Origin of the sequence: Parafrankia colletiae (assembly GCF_001854655.1) — a bacterium.
Classification (GTDB): Bacteria; Actinomycetota; Actinomycetes; order Frankiales; family Frankiaceae; genus Parafrankia; species Parafrankia colletiae.
In genome coordinates this window covers 265,488-281,967 of sequence record NZ_MBLM01000163.1, presented here as the reverse complement: position 1 = coordinate 281,967, position 16,480 = coordinate 265,488, and the positions used below count along the sequence as shown (strand labels likewise).

Annotated in this window: 11 protein-coding genes; 5 read left to right on the top strand and 6 right to left on the bottom strand. The window is 73.3% G+C overall.

Going from position 1 to position 16,480, the window contains the following annotated elements:
• Positions 1–3,099 (bottom strand): ATP-binding protein, encoded by a 3,099-nt coding sequence (locus CC117_RS31075; protein ID WP_071091025.1) that lies wholly within the window; start codon positions 3,097–3,099, stop codon positions 1–3.
• 179 nt (positions 3,100–3,278) lie between these two features.
• On the opposite strand from CC117_RS31075, the gene CC117_RS31070 reads away from it, so the two are divergent.
• The 3 genes from CC117_RS31070 to CC117_RS31060 all read left to right on the top strand — a co-directional run bounded on the left by CC117_RS31070 (position 3,279) and on the right by CC117_RS31060 (position 7,438).
• Positions 3,279–4,481, top strand: a complete 1,203-nt coding sequence (locus CC117_RS31070; protein WP_241830579.1) for a class I SAM-dependent methyltransferase — start codon at positions 3,279–3,281, stop codon at positions 4,479–4,481.
• Positions 4,478–5,323, top strand: coding sequence for a PIG-L deacetylase family protein (locus tag CC117_RS39990; protein WP_084133050.1), 846 nt, complete (start codon positions 4,478–4,480; stop codon positions 5,321–5,323). Before CC117_RS31070 ends, CC117_RS39990 begins: the two co-directional genes overlap by 4 nt.
• 108 nt (positions 5,324–5,431) lie before the next feature.
• Positions 5,432–7,438 carry a glycoside hydrolase family 15 protein gene (locus tag CC117_RS31060; protein WP_407673617.1) on the top strand — a complete coding sequence of 669 codons (2,007 nt, stop codon included), beginning with the start codon at positions 5,432–5,434 and terminating at the stop codon, positions 7,436–7,438.
• A 185-nt stretch (positions 7,439–7,623) separates the two neighbouring features.
• Here the strand turns inward: CC117_RS31060 and CC117_RS31055 are convergent, their stop codons facing one another.
• Complete coding sequence (locus CC117_RS31055) at positions 7,624–7,890, bottom strand: cell division protein CrgA (protein ID WP_018636595.1); 267 nt, start codon at positions 7,888–7,890, stop codon at positions 7,624–7,626.
• 279 nt (positions 7,891–8,169) lie between these two features.
• On the opposite strand from CC117_RS31055, the gene CC117_RS31050 reads away from it, so the two are divergent.
• Both CC117_RS31050 and CC117_RS31045 read left to right on the top strand, forming a co-directional pair.
• Entirely contained in the window at positions 8,170–9,054 is an 885-nt protein-coding gene (locus tag CC117_RS31050) for a DUF881 domain-containing protein (protein ID WP_071091018.1), read from the top strand.
• Positions 9,055–9,121: 67 nt separating this feature from the next.
• A complete protein-coding gene (locus tag CC117_RS31045) occupies positions 9,122–9,772 on the top strand; it encodes an aminodeoxychorismate/anthranilate synthase component II (protein ID WP_071091015.1) in 651 nt (216 codons plus the stop codon).
• A 48-nt stretch (positions 9,773–9,820) separates the two neighbouring features.
• Here the strand turns inward: CC117_RS31045 and pknB are convergent, their stop codons facing one another.
• Genes pknB through CC117_RS31025 form a run of 4 tightly spaced genes read right to left on the bottom strand, consistent with a single transcriptional unit; the run spans position 9,821 to position 16,468 of the window.
• Positions 9,821–11,890 carry a Stk1 family PASTA domain-containing Ser/Thr kinase gene (pknB, locus tag CC117_RS31040; RefSeq protein WP_071091012.1) on the bottom strand — a complete coding sequence of 690 codons (2,070 nt, stop codon included), beginning with the start codon at positions 11,888–11,890 and terminating at the stop codon, positions 9,821–9,823.
• Positions 11,887–13,545: a serine/threonine-protein kinase gene (locus CC117_RS31035; protein WP_071091010.1), complete on the bottom strand. Its 1,659-nt coding sequence runs from the start codon at positions 13,543–13,545 to the stop codon at positions 11,887–11,889. Before CC117_RS31035 ends, pknB begins: the two co-directional genes overlap by 4 nt.
• Entirely contained in the window at positions 13,542–14,990 is a 1,449-nt protein-coding gene (locus tag CC117_RS31030) for a peptidoglycan D,D-transpeptidase FtsI family protein (protein ID WP_071091007.1), read from the bottom strand. The genes CC117_RS31035 and CC117_RS31030 overlap by 4 nt, the downstream gene beginning before the upstream one ends.
• Positions 14,987–16,468 (bottom strand): FtsW/RodA/SpoVE family cell cycle protein, encoded by a 1,482-nt coding sequence (locus CC117_RS31025; protein ID WP_071091004.1) that lies wholly within the window; start codon positions 16,466–16,468, stop codon positions 14,987–14,989. Before CC117_RS31025 ends, CC117_RS31030 begins: the two co-directional genes overlap by 4 nt.
• Between the last annotated feature and the right edge of the window lie 12 nt (positions 16,469–16,480).

The following is a 16,480-nucleotide window of genomic DNA, read 5'->3' as shown; positions in this document are numbered from 1 at the left end:
TCAGATCCTCGCCGCCGCGCCCGCGCCCGCGGCATCCGCGGCATCCGGGGTCGCGGCGCGAAGGGCGGCGACGGCGGCCAGCGCCCGTTCCACCACCTCCACCCGACCCAACCGGACCGCGTCCTGCCGGATCCGGCTCGCCACCGCGTCGCCGAGATGGGCGTCCAGCCTCGTGACCAGGCCCGCGAGCTGCTCAGCGTCGACTCCCACCACCGCGGGGGCGTCGGGGTCCGCCTCCGCCGCGATCAGCATCAGCAACGCGTCCTCCTCCCGGCCCAGCCTGGCGAGCAGGTCGGCCGTGTTACGCAGGGTGGTCCACTGCTGCGGCCAGCTTCCGGTCCGCAGCCACTGCTGGATCACCTCCGGGTAGCAGGCGGCCGCGGTGGCCAGATCGCCGGTGCGCGTCGCGGACGAGGCCAGCGTGACCAGCGTGATCCCCACGATGAAGGTGATGGCGCTGGAACGGGCCTCGCGCAGGGCGCGCTCGGCGTGCCGACGGGCCAGGGCGGGGTCGCTGTGCGTGTGGATCTCCGCCTGGACGTAGGGGACGAACGCCCGGGTGACCGCCATGGCGGTGCCGGCCATGAGCCGGTCGGCGCGGGTGATCAGCTGCTCGGCCAGCGCGCCCCGGCCGCCGTAGGCTGCCGCCAGCGCCGCGACGGCCAGCTGGTTCGGGATGCGGTACGAATCCACCTCGGCGCAGGCGGTGAGGTTCTCGACGGAGGCGTCGTAGTCGCCCGTGAAGAGCGCGACGGTGCCCAGCGCGTACCGGGCGACACTGACCCCGATCTCGTCCTGGGCGCAGGCGAGCGAGCGCCGGGCGAGGTCGACGGCCTGTGCCAGGCTGCCCGACCGCCACGCCGCGTGACTGGCGGCGGCGAGAAGCTGCGCCGCGTCCGGCAGGTCGGCGACTCCGGGAAGCTCGGTGCTGTCCAGCGTCCAGGCCCACAGCTCGGCGTTGTCGTGCCAGATCGCGTACTCCTCGATGTCGACGCAGATCCGTACCGCGGCTGCCACGTCACCGCGCTCCAGCAGCCGTTCGCGGCTGGCTCGCAGCACTGGCAGCGCGGCGAGGATGCGCCGGCCCCACCACGGCGCGTCCCCACCGGTCAGGCCCGCTGCCGCGGCCCGGCTGAACGTGCAGGACCAGGCGGCGATCAGATCCTGGGCGCCCTCGAGCTCACCGGCCGCGCGCGCCGCCTCCGTCCCGTATGCCCGGATGCTGTCCAACATCCGGAACGCTGTGCCGCCGCCTGGGTCGACCGGTGACGGGACCGTCTCCACCATCGAGGTGTCGACGAGGGCCCCCAGTGCGGCCACCGGATCGTCGTCGGCGATCGCCGTGGCGACGAACTCGGCGACCGACAGCTCGAAGACACCCGGGACCGCGGCCAGATGGCGGAAAAGCCGCTGCGCGCGGGCGTCGAGCAGGCGGTAGGACCAGGCGATCGTGCCACGCAGGGTCTGGTGGCGATGGTCGTCGGCGGGCCCTCCGCCACCCCGGCCGAGATCGAGCCCGGTGTCCATCCGGGCGCGCAGGTCGGTCGGGTGCAGCACCGTCAGCCGGCTCGCCGCCAGCTCGATCGCCAGCGGCAGGCCGTCCAGCCCGCGGCAGATCTCCACGGCGTCGCCGACGGCCGCGCGGCTCAGCTCGGTGCCGCCGCGGGCCTGCCGCGCACGGTCGAGGAACAACCGGACGGCGGCCGCGTCGGCGGCGTCGGCCGGGTCGGTGCCCGGCGCGGGCAGCGCGAGTGGCCCGAGGCGGAACACCCACTCGCCGGCCGCGCCCAGCGGGGCCCGGCTCGTGGTCAGCACCGCGAGGTGCGGCACCCAGCGCAGCAGTTCGACCACCAGGGCGCGGGCGGCGTCCAGCAGGTGCTCGCAGTTGTCGATCACAAGGATCTGCCGGCGGGTCGACAGGAAGTCGATCACGGTGTGCAGCAGGTCACCTCGGGTGCTGACCTCCAGCGCCTGCGCGAGAGCGAAGGGCACTGTCGCCTCGTCCCGTACAGGTGCCAGCTCGACCAGGGTGGCCCCGTCCGGCCACAGTGGGGCGGCGCGGTGCACGAGGTCCAGCATGAGGCGCGTCTTGCCCACGCCGCCGGGCCCGACGATGGTCACGCACCGGTCGGCGCGCAGCAGCTCGGCGAGTCGGTCCAGCTCGTCGGCGCGTCCCAGCAGTGGTGTGGGGGAGCGGGGCAGGCGGACTCGCGGGCTCCGCGGGTCCCGCGGGTCTCGCTCGCCGGGCGTGCCCCGCTCCGCGGGCTGTGAAGGCGGTGCCGCGGCAGCAGCCCGGACGGGTGGTGGGGCGCCACGGACGAGCTCGCCGCGGGCCACCGCGCGTTCGAGATCGGCCAGCGCCGCCGACGCGGCCAGACCCGTCTCGTCGGCGAGCCGGCGGCGGAAGTCGCGGGCGGTGGAGAGTGCTTCGGGGGCCCGCCCGTCCAGTGCGAGTGCGCGGATGAGCAGCAGGTGCGCGGCCTCCCGCAACGGGTCGGCGGCCGCGGCGTGCACGGCGTCCCCGATCACCACCGCCGCGGGTTCGCAGCCGAGGCGGGCGTCCAGGAGCTCATCGGTGAGCGTCTGGCGTAGCCGGGCCAGCCGGACGGCCTCGGCACCGAGCGGGCCACCCTCGCCGAACTCCGCCAGGGCGTCACCCCGCCACAGGCCGAGGGCCAGCCGCAGCTGGTCGGCCGCGGCCGCAGGATCGGTCGGGCGCAGCGCACGGGCCCGCGCCGCGGATGCCTCCGCCCGGGCGGCGTCGAGGCTGTTCCCGGTGAGCACGAGCCGATAACCGCCGCCGTCCCGGAGGAGGTGGTCGGCCCGTGCCCCGAGGTGGCCTCTGATACGCGAGAGGTGGCTGTGCAGTGTCGGGCCGGCGGAGGTGGGCGGCTCCGTGCCCCAGACGGCCTCGGTGAGCGCGCCGACTCCGACGACCCTCGCCTGAGCCAGCGCCAGCGTGGCCAGCAGGGCCCGCCGCCGGGCGCCGGGAACGGCGACCTCCGACCCGTCGACGCGCAGCCGCATCGGGCCGAGGAGGTCGACCTCCACGTCCGCCCGCGGAGTGGTGCGGTCGTCGGGGATGGTGCTGTCGGTCATCTGTGCTCCTCCCCTCCCGGCCGACCCCTCCCGGCGATGGAAGAGCCGTGCAACCGCGTGCATCTGGCGTGCAGTTCCCATTCAAGCCGGCTCACGCAGCCTCGGAGGTGTTCATCACCGGGCTCATCCCGGACGGGTGTGCGACACCCTCCGGAGCCCACCGGCACCAGGAGGCGGCCATGACCACCGAGACCATCGAGACCACAGTGGACGACACGACGGCGGACGACACGACTCTGGCCGGGCCCGCGGCTCCGGCCGGGAACGCCGAGGCCCAGGGAGGCTTCGACCTGGCGGAGGTCGAGCGGTTCGCCTTCAAGATTGCCCAGGACCAGGCGACTGCCACGGTGGGCGCCCTCGGGTGGCTCGGCGACAGGCTCGGCCTGTGGGCGGCCCTCGCGGCCGCGGGGCCGGTCACCAGTGGGGAGCTCGCGGCGCGGACCGGCCTGGTGGAGCGCTACCTGCGGGAGTGGCTCGCGTCCCAGTACGCCGCCGGCAACCTGCGCTACGACCCGGCGAACGAGCAGTTCCACCTGCCGGCCGAATGGGCCGCGGTGCTCGCGGACCCGAACTCGCCCGCGGCCTCGGCCGGTGGCTACGAGTCGATCATGGGTTTCTACGCCGCCGCGGACAGGCTGGTCGACACGTTCCGCACCGGCGGTGGCATCGAGTGGGGAAGCCACGACCCGCGGCTGTACAGCGGCGTCCACCGCTACTTCGGTCCGCTCTACCGGGCCAGCCTGGTCAGTGAGTGGCTCCCCGCGCTGGACGGGATCGTCGGCCGGCTGCGCTCCGGCGTGAAGGTGCTCGATGTCGGCTGCGGCCATGGCTCGTCGACCCTGCTCATGGCGGAGGCCTTCCCGTCGTCCACTTTCCACGGCGTCGACCCGCACCCGCAGTCGGTGCACGCCGCGCGGACGGCCGCCCACCGGGCCGGGGTCGCCGACTGGACGACGTTCGCGGTGGCCCCGGTGACCGGCGACATCGGCGGCGGCTACAGCCTCATCTGCTTCTTCGACTCCTTCCACCACGTTCGGGACGCGGTCGCCGCCGCCGCGGCGTGCTACCGGGCGCTCGCCCCCGGCGGCACGCTGATGCTGGTGGAGCCGCGCGCGGCGGACAAGGTGGAGGACAACACCGACGTCGTCGGGCAGAGCTTCTACGCGGCATCGACCCTCGTCTGCCTGCCCGACGCGCTCTCGCAGCCCGAGCCGGCCACCGACAGTGATCAAGCCACCGACGGCGACGCACCTGGCCGGGACGCCCTGGGCGGCATGGCCGGACCGGCGCGGATCGCCGAGGTCCTCCGGGCGGGCGGGTTCGGCTCCGTCCGGGTGGCCGCGGAGACGATGGTCAACATCGTCATCGAGGCCCGGAGATGAGCCGCGGGCCGACCGGGCTGGCCGGGCCGACCGGGCTGGCCGGAGCGCTGGTTCTCGACCTTCTCGGCGGTCGCCGCGCCGGTGTGACGGCCCCGGCGCCGCCCCCGCCGGGGCCACTGCTCGGGGTCTGGGCGCATCCGGACGACGAGACCTACCTGTCCGGAGCGCTGATGGCGGTGGCCGCGGGGCTCGGGGCCAGGGTCGTCTGCCTGACGGCCACGCGCGGCGAGCTGGGCGGGCCGGTCCCGCCCGGCTCACCGCCGGGAACGACGCTCGGCCAGCTGCGGGTGACCGAACTGGCCGAGGCGCTGGACGTCCTCGGGGTCCGCGAGCAGGTTCTGCTCGGCCTGCCCGACGGBGACTGCGCCGGGATCCCACCGGCCGGGCCGGTGCATCGGATCGCCGAGGTCATACGCGCCGTCAGCCCGGCGGCTGTCGTGACCTTCGGACCGGACGGTTTCACCGGCCACCCGGACCACCGCGCCGTCTCGGCCTGGGCGACGGCCGCGTTCGAGCAGGCGGCCCCGGCCGGCGCCCGCCTGCTGTACGCGGCCGCGACCGCCGACCGTGCCGCGGAGAGCCGGGACGTGGAGGAGATCCTTGGTGTGCGGATGAACGAGGGCGCCGACGCGGGTGAGGAGGACAGCCCGGTCGTGGCGGAGGAGGTGCTCGCGGCCCGGCTGCGGCCCACCGGGGCCCTGCTGGAACGCAAGATCTCGGCACTGCGGGCGCATGCCTCGCAGACAGCGGGCGCGCTGGCCGCGCTGGGTCCGGACCGCTACGCGGCGTGGGCCGCCGAGGAGGCGTTCGTCGACTACCGGACCCCCCGCCCGCCCGGCTGACCCCGGGCCCCGCCAGCCGGTGTCGGCTTGCCGACGGCGCGGCCGGGTGGCTTGCGCGCCCTCCGGGTGTGATTACCATTCGCGTTCTTACTTTTACTCAAAGTAGCGATCCGGTGGTCCGATCCGCGGGGAGGAGGCGGCCGGTCGCGGACGACGGCGCCGCGGCACCGCGGCGCGGGTGGAGGGGGAACAGTGGCGCACACACCGACGCGACGTGGCGGGGGGAGCCCGTTCCCGCCGATCGCCGAGTACGGGTTCCTCTCCGACTGCGAGACGAACTGCCTGGTAGCGCCAAGTGGGAACGTCGAGTGGATGTGCGTGCCCCGCCCCGACGCGCCGAGCGTGTTCGGGGCGGTGCTCGACCGGTCAGCCGGCGGGTTCCGCTTCGGCCCGGACCGGACGTTCATTCCGGCCGGCCGCCGGTACCTGCCGGGGACCAACGTCCTGGAGACCACGTGGCAGACACCCACCGGGTGGCTGATCGTCACGGACTGTCTGGTCGTCGGCCGGTGGCACCGCACCCACCGGCGTTCCAAGACGCACCGGCGCACCCCCGGCGACTGGGACGCCGACCACGTGCTGCTGCGGCTCGCCCGGTGCGAGCACGGCGACGTCGACCTGAGCCTCGTCTGTGAGCCGAACTTCGACTACGGGCGCAGCCCCGAGTCGTGGTGTTACGAAGGCGACGACTACTCCACCGGTGTGATCAGCCACGCCGGCCCGGACGCCGATCCGTCCGCGGGTGTCTCGCTGCGGCTGCGCACCGACCTGCGGCTCGGCTTCGACGGCCGCCGGGCGCTGGCCCGGACGACGCTGCGGGAGGGCGACACCGCGTTCGTCGCGCTGACCTGGCGGGCGGAGGACCCGCTGCTGCCCGCCGACTACCGCCACGCCTGCGCGGCGGTCGAGAGCACCACCGAGTTCTGGCGGCAGTGGCTGTCCCGCGGGAGGTTCCCGGACCACCCGTGGCGCCGGCACCTCCAGCGCAGCGCCCTCGCGCTGAAGGGCCTGACCTACGCACCGACCGGCGCGCTGCTCGCCGCCGCGACGACGTCCCTGCCGGAGACCCCGCACGGCGAGCGCAACTGGGACTACCGGTACAGCTGGATCCGCGACTCGACGTTCGCCCTGTGGGGCCTCTACACCCTCGGCCTGGACCACGAGGCGGACGACTTCTTCTCGTTCATCGCGGATGTCGCCGAGCACGCCGACGACATCCAGGTGATGTACCGGGTCGGCGGCGAGCCGCGGATCGACGAGGAGATCCTCGGGCACCTGTCCGGCTACGACGGTGCCACCCCCGTCCGGGTCGGCAACGCGGCGGCGGAGCAGCGCCAGCACGACGTGTGGGGCGTCATCCTCGACTCGGTCTACCTGCACACCCGCTCGCGGGACTACCTGTCCGAACGGCTGTGGACGGTGCTCGTCCGGCTCGTCGAGGCCGCGGCGACGCACTGGCGGGAGCCCGACCGGGGGATGTGGGAGGTCCGCGGCAAACCCCAGCACTTCACGGCGTCCAAGATGCTCTGCTGGGTGGCGCTCGACCGCGGCCGGCAGCTGGCGCAGATGCGCGGTGACTACACCACGGCCGAGCGGTGGCGCGGTATCGCGCAGGAGATCCATGCGGACGTGCTGGCCAACGGAGTCGACCACCGCGGCGTGTTCACCCAGTACTACGGGTCGACCGCGCTGGACGCCTCGGTGCTGCTGATGCCGCTGCTGGGCTTCCTGCCCCCGACCGACGACCGGGTGAAGGCCACCGTGCTCGCCGTCGCCGACGAGCTGACCGTGGACGGTCTTGTCCTGCGCTACCGGACCGACGAGACCGATGACGGGGCCGAGGGCGAGGAAGGCGCGTTCCTCATCTGCTCGTTCTGGCTGGTGTCGGCGCTCGTGGAGATCGGGGAGGTCACCCGGGCCCGGCAGCTGTGCGAGCGGCTGCTGAGCCTGGCCAGCCCGCTGGACCTCTACGCCGAGGAGATCGACCCGGCGGACGGCCGCCACCTGGGCAACTTCCCACAGGCCTTCACCCACCTGGCCCTGATCAACGCGGTGATGTACGTCATCGGGGCCGAGGGTGGCGACTCCCACCCTCAGCCCTCCTACGCCGGCTGATCGGCAACGGGCCTCGGCGCAACGGGTCGGGGCCCGTTGCGCCGGCCCTGTCGTGAACAGCGTCGGCACGTCGGGCATAAGGGTTCCGTATGCCGGATATCCACATTGTGGACAACGGTTGTGGATGAATGACATCGGTGGAAGTCACCGAGGCGCCACCGGACCGCTCAGCGCTACTGAACTGCTCAGCGCCACTGGGTCGACACGGCCAGCCCGACGACCACGAACCCGAAACCGACCAGGATGTTCCAGCCGCCGAGGCTCTCCATCCCGAGCACCCCGCCGTCGGAGAAGTAGTAGACGAGCAGATAGGCAATGCCGATCAGGAAGAACGCCAGGATCATCGCCCCGAACCAGGGCGGCGACGGTGGCTTGCGCTTCGGCGTGCGGGTGCTGCCCTGGGGGGCGGTCGCCGCCGGCTTCTTCGACTTCCGGCGTCGGGATTCGGGCACTGGGGGCTCCTCGTGACCAGGCTCGCACGGTGCGCCGGCCGGGGTGCCGGGCCGACGTCATCGCGACGTTCGTCACCAGGGTAGACAGGGTGACCGTCTGGAAGCCGTATGGGCGCCGACTGAGGTGTCCCGGTGTCCCCGCGTCCTGGCGCGTACCCGGCACGCCGACCGGAGCCGGCCGTATGTGGGCTGTGGTCCGCGGCGTAGCCTGCGGCGGTGGCAACCACGGCTGCGGACAGTGGCCGACCGCGACCGCCGCCCGCCGGAGGACGGCGCGACATGGGAAGGGCCCGAGGCGCCACGAACGACATCACTGACCGCCGGACGCATCAGCGTGCCGGCCGGCCGGGTGCCTGGCGGCTGGCCGCGGCCGCGATGTTCGCCGTGCTGGTCGCCCTCCTCTGCAGTGCGGTCGCGACCACACCCGCGGCAGGCCGTGCCGGCGGGTCGGGTGTCGCGAGCGTCGCCGGCTTCGTCGCCGAGGACCGCCGCCGGCTGAGCGCCGAGACGGAGCGGGTCCGCAGCGAGCGGGCGGCACTGGGACCCGGCGGGGCGGCATCCCCCGCCCGGCCGGCTCCCTCCGCGTCCGCGTCGCCGACACCTTCGCCGCCCGCGCCCGCGCCCACGCCCGAGGCGCCGGCGCCGGTGCCGGTGCCGGACGCGGACGATCCGCGGCTGCGGCGCGCCGAGCTCGCCGCCCAGGTCGGCCTCACCGCCGTACGCGGCCCGGCGGTGACCGTCGAGCTGGACGACGCGGCGAGGGAGACCCGGGGCCGGCCGTTGCCCGCCGGCATCCGCTCGCCGGGCCCGAACGATCTCGTCGTGCACCAGCAGGACGTCCAGGCGGTGGTGAACGCGCTGTGGGCGGGTGGCGCCGAGGCCATGGCCATCATGAACCACCGGGTCACCCCCCGGACGGCGGTCCGCTGCGTCGGCAACACGCTGCTGCTCGAGGGCCGGGTCTACTCACCCCCCTTCCGGATCAGCGCGATCGGTGACCAGACCGCGCTGCGCGGCGCGCTGGACGGCGATCCCGGGGTRCAGCTGTACCGGGACTACGTGGCGGCCTACGGCCTCGGGTACCGCGTCGTGGCAGACGCCGACCTGCTCCTGCCCGCGCACAGTGGGGACCCGCTCACCGGCACCGGGCCGGGCACCGGCTGAGCGTGCGGCAGGATGGAAGCCGTACCCGTGGGCGCGCCGCGCCCGGTGCCGTGCCCCGGGAGGCCTGATGCGGATCCTGGTCGTCGACAACTACGACTCGTTCGTGTTCAACCTGGTCCAGTACCTCGGCCAGCTGGAGACCGAGTGCCTGGTGCGGCGCAACGACGAGATCGACCCGGCGGAGCTGGACGGTCTCGGCGTCGACGGTGTGCTCCTGTCCCCGGGGCCGGGTACGCCCGAGGCGGCCGGGGTCAGCATCCCGATGGTGCACTCCTGCGCCGACCGCCGGCTGCCGCTGTTCGGGGTGTGCCTGGGGCATCAGGCCCTCGGCGTCGCCTACGGCGCGACAGTCGACCGGGCGCCGGAGCTGCTGCACGGCAAGACGTCGGTGGTCCACCACTCCGGCGCCGGGGTGCTCGCCGACCTGCCGTCGCCGTTCGTCGCGACGCGCTACCACTCGCTGGCGGTCGAGGAATCCACGCTGCCCGCCGAGATCGAGGTGACGGCCCGCACCGAGAGCGGGGTGGTGATGGCGATGCGCCACCGCGAGCTGCCGCTGGAAGGCGTCCAGTTCCACCCCGAGTCGGTGCTGACCCAGGGTGGGCACCTGATGCTCGCCCGCTGGCTGGAGACCTGCGGCGACGGCGGGGCCGCCAGCCGCCTCGCCCCCGCGCTCGCGGCGGAGGTCGAGACACTGCGGCTGGCCGCCTTCGCCTGACCCCTGGCTTCTGGCCTGACCCCTGGCCTGGCCCCGACCCGGCCGGGGTCAGTTCCGGAAGCCGCCGTTCTGGCCCGGCCCACCGCTGAACGGCGGCCCGCCGGCCGTGGGTGACGTCGTCGCCGGCGGCGTCGTCACCGGCGGCGTGGTCGGCGGGGCGGTCGGCGTCTCCTCGGGCGGCGTCGTCTCCTCGGGCTCCCCGGTGCCCCCGGTGGTGGGCGGTGAGGTCGGCGTCTGCTGGGCCTGCTGCACGACGAAGATCGTCACCGTGGAACCGCGGGGGACACTGCTGCCGTTCGGGCTCTGGTCGGAGACGAAGCCGGGCTGGCGGGACGTGTCCTGGGAGGGCTGCTGGGCGACCTCGAGCCCGAACCTGGCCAGTTCGGCGGCGGCCGCCTCCGCGGTCCTGTTCCGTACGTCCGGCACGTTGACCTGCTGGTTCACCACGGAGATCGTGACGGTCGCCCCGGCGTTGACGAGGGCGCCGGGCGCGGGCTCGCTCTTCTCGACCTTGCCCACCCCCTGCTGGGCGGCGTCGTAGTACTGCACCGTCACCGCCTCCAGGCCGGCGGCGCGCAACGCCTCCGTCGCGGCCTGCTCGGTCATCCCGACGAGCGTCGACGGAACCGTCTGCTGGCCCTTCGCGATCGCGACGATGATGGTCACCCTCGCATCGGTGTCGATCGTCGCGCCCGGGACCGGCGTCATCTCCAGCACGGTGTCCGGTGGTCGGTCGTCCTCCCGTGTCTGCTTGTCCGGCGTGCCCGTCCAGCCCTTGCCCTGCAGCGCTTCGATCACGTCGTTGTACGGCTTGCCGATGAGGCCGCCCGGGATCGTGATCTGCGCGCTGGCCGTGTCCCCGCCGTCGTCGCCGCCGCCGAACAGGGACGTGGCGAACAGCGCCACCACGACGAAGACGAGGACGGCACCGAGACCGGCGAGCACGAACTTGAGGAGGGGTGAGCCGTCGCGGTCGTCGTCCGGCCGGCCGCGGCCGGCCTCGTCGTAGCGCCCGGGCTCGTCGTAGCGGCCGTCGTCGTCGTAGCGGTTGACCGGGCCGGTCCGCTCGAAGCGGTCGTAGGACTCGCCCCGGATCTGCGTGCGGTCGTTGTAGCCGTCGTCGCCGTAGCCCTCGTCGTAGCGGCTGTCGTAGCCGCCGCCGGAGCGACCGAGCAGCGCGGTGCCGGCCGTCGCCGCGCTTCCCGCGCCGAGCATCGTCTCGTCGGCGCCGCCCATCATCATCGCGTGCACCCGCTGGCCGCTCAGCGCGCGCTCGAGGTCGTCACGCATCTCGCCGGCGGTCGCGTAGCGGTCGTCCGGCTCCTTCTCCATGGCCTTGAGCACGATGGCGTCGGCCGCGGGGGAGATCCGCGGGTCGTGGCTCGACGGCGGCGGCGGGATCTCGCGGACGTGCTGGTAGGCGACGGCGACCGGGTTGTCGCCGCGGAACGGCGGCTCGCCGGTCAGCAGCTCGTAGAGCAGCACGCCGGTGGAGTAGACGTCGCTGCGGGAGTCGACCCGCGCGCCGCGGGCCTGCTCCGGGGAGAGGTACTGGGCCGTGCCGATCACCGCGGAGGTGGCGGTCATCGTGGACGACGTCGCTGTCGTCGCGCGGGCGATGCCGAAGTCCATCACCTTCGCCGCGCCGTCCGCCCCGACCATGACGTTCGCGGGCTTGATGTCGCGGTGGATGATGCCCATCCGGTGGCTGTAGTCCAGCGCGGCGCAGACCTCCGCGGTGACCTGCATCGCGTACCGCTCGTCGAGGGGGCCCCGGGCCTGGATGATGTCCCGCAGGGTCTGGCCCTCGACGAACTCCATGACGATGTACGGGAGCTGCGTCCCGTTGATGACGTCCTCGCCGGTGTCGTACACCGAGACGATCGCGGGATGGTTCAGCGACGCCGAGGACTGCGCCTCGCGGCGGAACCGGGCGAGGAAGGTCGGGTCGCGTGCCAGGTCGGCGCGCAGCGTCTTCACGGCGACCTCGCGGCCCAGCCGGATGTCGCGGCCCCGGTAGACCTCGGCCATGCCGCCGTAGCCGATGCATCCGCCGAGCTCGTACCGCTCGCCGACGAGCCTCGGCTGAGCGTCGTATCTCTCCGTTACATCGGTCACAGATTGTCACCCGTCGTCGGCTGTCTCGCGCCGGCCACCACGGTGCCAGTCGCTTCGCCGCCCGCGCCGACGATCTTTTCTTCCACGGGTGTGAGATGCAGCACACTGGCTGGGGCTGCACTGTTGTTCTCGGAACCTCCCCTCTCCGCGAACGTACGGGTGATCACAGCGACCACCAGCACGGTGAGGATCAGCAGCGCGATGAGAACAGGCAGCGGCAGCCGGCGGCGCCCGCCGCTCGCCGGGACGGGCCGGCGGCGTCCCGAGCGCCCGCCCGCCGCGTCGCCGGGCTCGTCCGACCAGCTGGGCGGGGACGGCTGGTAAAGGGTGCCGGCCGGGTCGCCGTGTCCGCCTTGGCCCCGCGGCCCGAAGTCGTTGTTGCCCTGGTAGTTGGCCTCGTAGTCGGCGAACTCGCCGGGGCTGTACAGCCGCCCGGTGCCGCCGCGCGATCCCGGCGGGCCGCCGGAACCCGGCCCCGACCGGCCCGGCCCGGAGGGCCCCGCCTGGCCACCCGGCCTGCCGGGACCGGGGCCCGGCCCGGGACCGGCTCCGGGCGACGGCTGTAGCACGGTGGCGGGCATGCCCTGGCCGGCGCCGCCGCCGGCCGCCGGATCCGCGCCACCCGGCTGCTGCCAGGAAGGGCCGCTCGGCCGGTTCCACGACGGTGTCCGGGGGAGGCTCGGGGCCCGGGAGTTCCCCGGCCCGAAGTTCGGTGGCGCCGACGGCGCGGGATGGCGGGTGGTGGCGTCCGCGCCGTTCCACCGCCCGGCCTCGGCGTTCCACAGCGCGCGCCGGATGCTGGCCGCCGACCGGGCGAACGCGCCCGCCGACCCCGGCCGACGCCCGGCGTCCTTCGCCATGGCGGACTCGACGAGTGCCCTGACCTGGTACGGGATGTCGGACGGCAGCGGCGGGGGGTTGTCCTGCTGGTGCGCCATCACGACGACGATCGGGTTGCGGTCGTCGAACGGGCGCCGCCCGGCCAGGCACTCGTAGGCGACGACGCCGAGGGAGTAGACGTCACTCGCCGGTGTCACCGGGCGGCCCGAGGCCTGCTCCGGCGACACGTAGTAGGCCGTCCCCATCATGATGCCGGTCGCGGTGAGCGGGGCCGCGTCCACCGCCCGGGCGATCCCGAAGTCGGTGACCTTGACCGCCCCGTCGTGGCGGAGCAGCAGGTTGCCCGGCTTCACGTCCCGGTGCACGACGCCGAGCGCGTGCGCGGCCTGCAGCGCGTCGGCGGCCTGCCCGAGGACGTCGAGCATCCGGTCGGGGGTGAGCCGCTTCTCCCGGTGCAGCACGGCGGAGAGCGGCTCGCCCTCCACCAGCTCCATCACCAGGTAGGCGGTCGGGTAGTCGTCGGCGGTGGAGACCTCGCCGTAGTCGTAGACGGAGGCGACGCCGGGGTGCGACAGCCGGGCGGCGTGCCGGGCCTCACCGCGGAAGCGGACGAGGAACGACTCGTCGCTGGCGTACTCAGGGCGCAGCAGCTTCACCGCGACGGGACGGCCGAGCGTCTGGTCGAGCCCGCGCCAGACCTCGCCCATGCCACCGGTCGCGATCCGGCCGTCGAGGCGGTAGCGGTTGTCGAGCACGGTGTTGGGGGAGGCCGCGCCGGCGAACGGCTGCGACGGGCTGTTGGCAGATGTGCTCATCGTTGCGTGTCCAATGCGGCCTGCATGACTTTCTGGGCAACGGGCGCTGCGACAGCGCCGCCGGTTCCGAGTTCGCCGCCTCCGTCCTCGACGATCACAGCAACGGCCACCCGCGGGGAGCTGGCCGGGGCGAAACCGACGAACCAGGCGTGCGGCGCCTCGCCGACCCCGTGCTCGGCGGTGCCGGTCTTCCCGGCGACGTCCACGCCGGAGATCTGGGCCTTGCGGCCGGTGCCGGAGCTCACGACGCTCTGCATCATCGTCGTGAGCTTGGCCGCGACCTCGGGGGTGACGGGCCGGCCGAGTTCGGCCGGCTCGGTGCGGCTGAGCCGTTTGAGATCCGGGCCCTGCAGCTCGGAGACGAGATAGGGCTTCATCCGGACACCCCCGTTGCCGATCGCCGCGGCCACCTCCGCCATCTGCAAGGGGGTCGCCCGGACGTTGAACTGGCCGATTGCCGACTGCGCCGTCTGAGCTCCGTCGAGGCCGTCCGGGAAGATGCTGCGGGCCTGCTGGAGCGGGAAGTCCTCGATCGTCGAGTCGAAGCCGAAAGCCTCCGCCTGGTTCCGCAGAACGTCGCCTCCCAGCTCTATTCCCAGCTCGGCGAATGCGGTGTTGCAGGATATGGTCAGTGCGTGGATCAGAGTATCCGTCCTGCCGTCCCCACAGGTTTCCCCGTCGAAGTTGGGTAGCACTGTGGTGCTCTGCGGGAGTGTGAGTTCGTCGGGCGCGGGGACCCGGGTCCCCGGCTCGTACCCGGCGGCCAGCGCGGCCGCCGCGGTGATCAGCTTGAACGTCGAGCCAGGCGGATAGGTCTGCTGCGCCGGGCGGTTCAGCAGCGGCTGGCTCCCGGCACCGGCCAGAGCCTGGTAGGCCTCGGTCGCGGCTGACTCGTCGTGCGTGGCCAGGGTGTTCGGGTCGTAGGTCGGGCTCGTGACCATGGCGAGGATCGCCCCGGTCGCCGGGTCGAGCGCGACGACGGCACCGGTGCGGTCCCCGAGCGCCTCGGCCGCCACCTGCTGGATGCGGGGCACGATCGTGGTCACGACGGTGCCGCCGCGCCGCTCCTCACCGGTGAACAGATCGGTCACCCGGCTGGCGAGAAGGCGGTCGTCGTCCCCCGACAGGAACACGTCTTCGGAGCGTTCTAGACCCGCCGCGGTGAAAAGGGTGTAGTAGCCGGTCACGTTGGCATAGAGCTGGCCGGCCGGGTACTGGCGCTGGAACTTGTACTCGTCGTCGACGGGTACGGAGATCGCGAGCTGGGTGTCGCCGGTGATGATCCCGCCGCGCTGCCGCTCGAGGCGCTCGGTGATCTGGCGTGCGTTGGTCGGCTCGGTCTTGAGCCGGTCGACCTGGCCGACCTGGATCCAGTTGGCGTTCACCAGCAGCGCGGCGAACAGCACCATGCAGGCGAGGGCGACCTTGCGAACCGGGGTGTTCATGTGGTCTTCACCACCTGGGTGGGGCTTTCGGAGACCGCGCTCGGGTCGAACAGGGGCGCATCCGGCACAGGTTCGTCCAGGCGCCGAGCGGCGTCGCTGATCCGCAGCAGCAGCGCGATGATCGCGGCGTTGGCGACGATGGACGACCCGCCGTACGAGACGAACGGCAGCGTCAGCCCTGTCAGCGGAATCAGCCGCATCACGCCGCCGACCTGGACGAACACCTGCAGCGCCAGGGTCGCGGAGAGCCCGGTGGCCAGCAGCTTGCCGAACGGGTCCTTGGCGCCGAGCGCAGCCCGGATGCCGCGGGCCGCGACGAGGGCGTACAGCAGCAGGATCGCCATCACGCCGGTCAGCCCGAGCTCCTCGCCCAGGCTGGCCATGACGAAGTCGGTGTTCGCGAACGGCACCCGCTGCGGGCTGCCCTGGCCGATCCCGGTGCCAGTGATCCCGCCGGCCGCGAACCCGTACAGGCCCTGGACGAGCTGGAACGACGTGTCGGACGGGTTGTCTCCGTCGAAGGCGTGCAGCCAGCCGTCGACCCGGATCTGCACGTGGCCGAACAGGCTGTGCGCCACGACGGCGCCGAGCATGAACAGCGCGAGCCCGATGGCCACCCAGGACGCCCGCTGGGTGGCCACATAGAGGATCACCAGGAACATCCCGAAGAACAGCAGCGACGACCCGAGGTCCTTCTGGACCACCAGCACGCCGAGGCTGGCCAGCCAGGCCACCAGGACGGGCCCCAGGTCACGGGCCCGCGGGATCTTCATGCCGAGGAACGACCGCGAGGCCACCGAGAGGACGTCCCGCTTGTTCACCAGGTAGGCGGCGAAGAAGATCATAAGGATGATCTTCGAGACCTCGCTGGGCTGGAACGAGAACGGCCCGACCTGCAGCCACAGCCGGGCGCCGTTGATGGTGGCGCCGATGCCGGGTGCGATCGGCAGGACCAGGAACACCAGCCCGGCGAGCCCGGCCGTGTAGGCGTAGCGCGCGAGGCTGCGGTGGTCGCGCACGACCGCCAGCACGAGGACGAAGACGGCGATCGCGAGCAGCGTCCACACCAGCTGTGTCTGCGCGGCGCCGGTCGGTATCGCCCGGCCGGCACGGCGGGCCGCGTCGGCCTTCGCCAGGTCCAGCCGGTAGATCATCACCAGGCCGAGCCCGTTGAGCGCCGCCACCACCGGCAGCAGCACGGGGTCCGCGGCGGGCGCGAACCGGCGGACGGCGAGGTGCCCCAGCGCCCACAGGGAGAAGAAACCGAGACCGTAGGTGAAGACCTGGAAGCCGATCGCTCCGTCGTGGGCGAGCGTCAGTGCGGCTAACGCCGCGGTGGCCAGGACGCCGGCATAGCTGAGCAGGAGCAGCTCACGGCGGCGGTACGGCGGGAGTTCGAGCCCACTCGGCAGCGGGAAGCCGGCGAAGGTGGCGGTGAGGTCAGCCGATCTGGGCCTGCGGAGTGGGGGGAGAGTCATCAGGCGATCGTG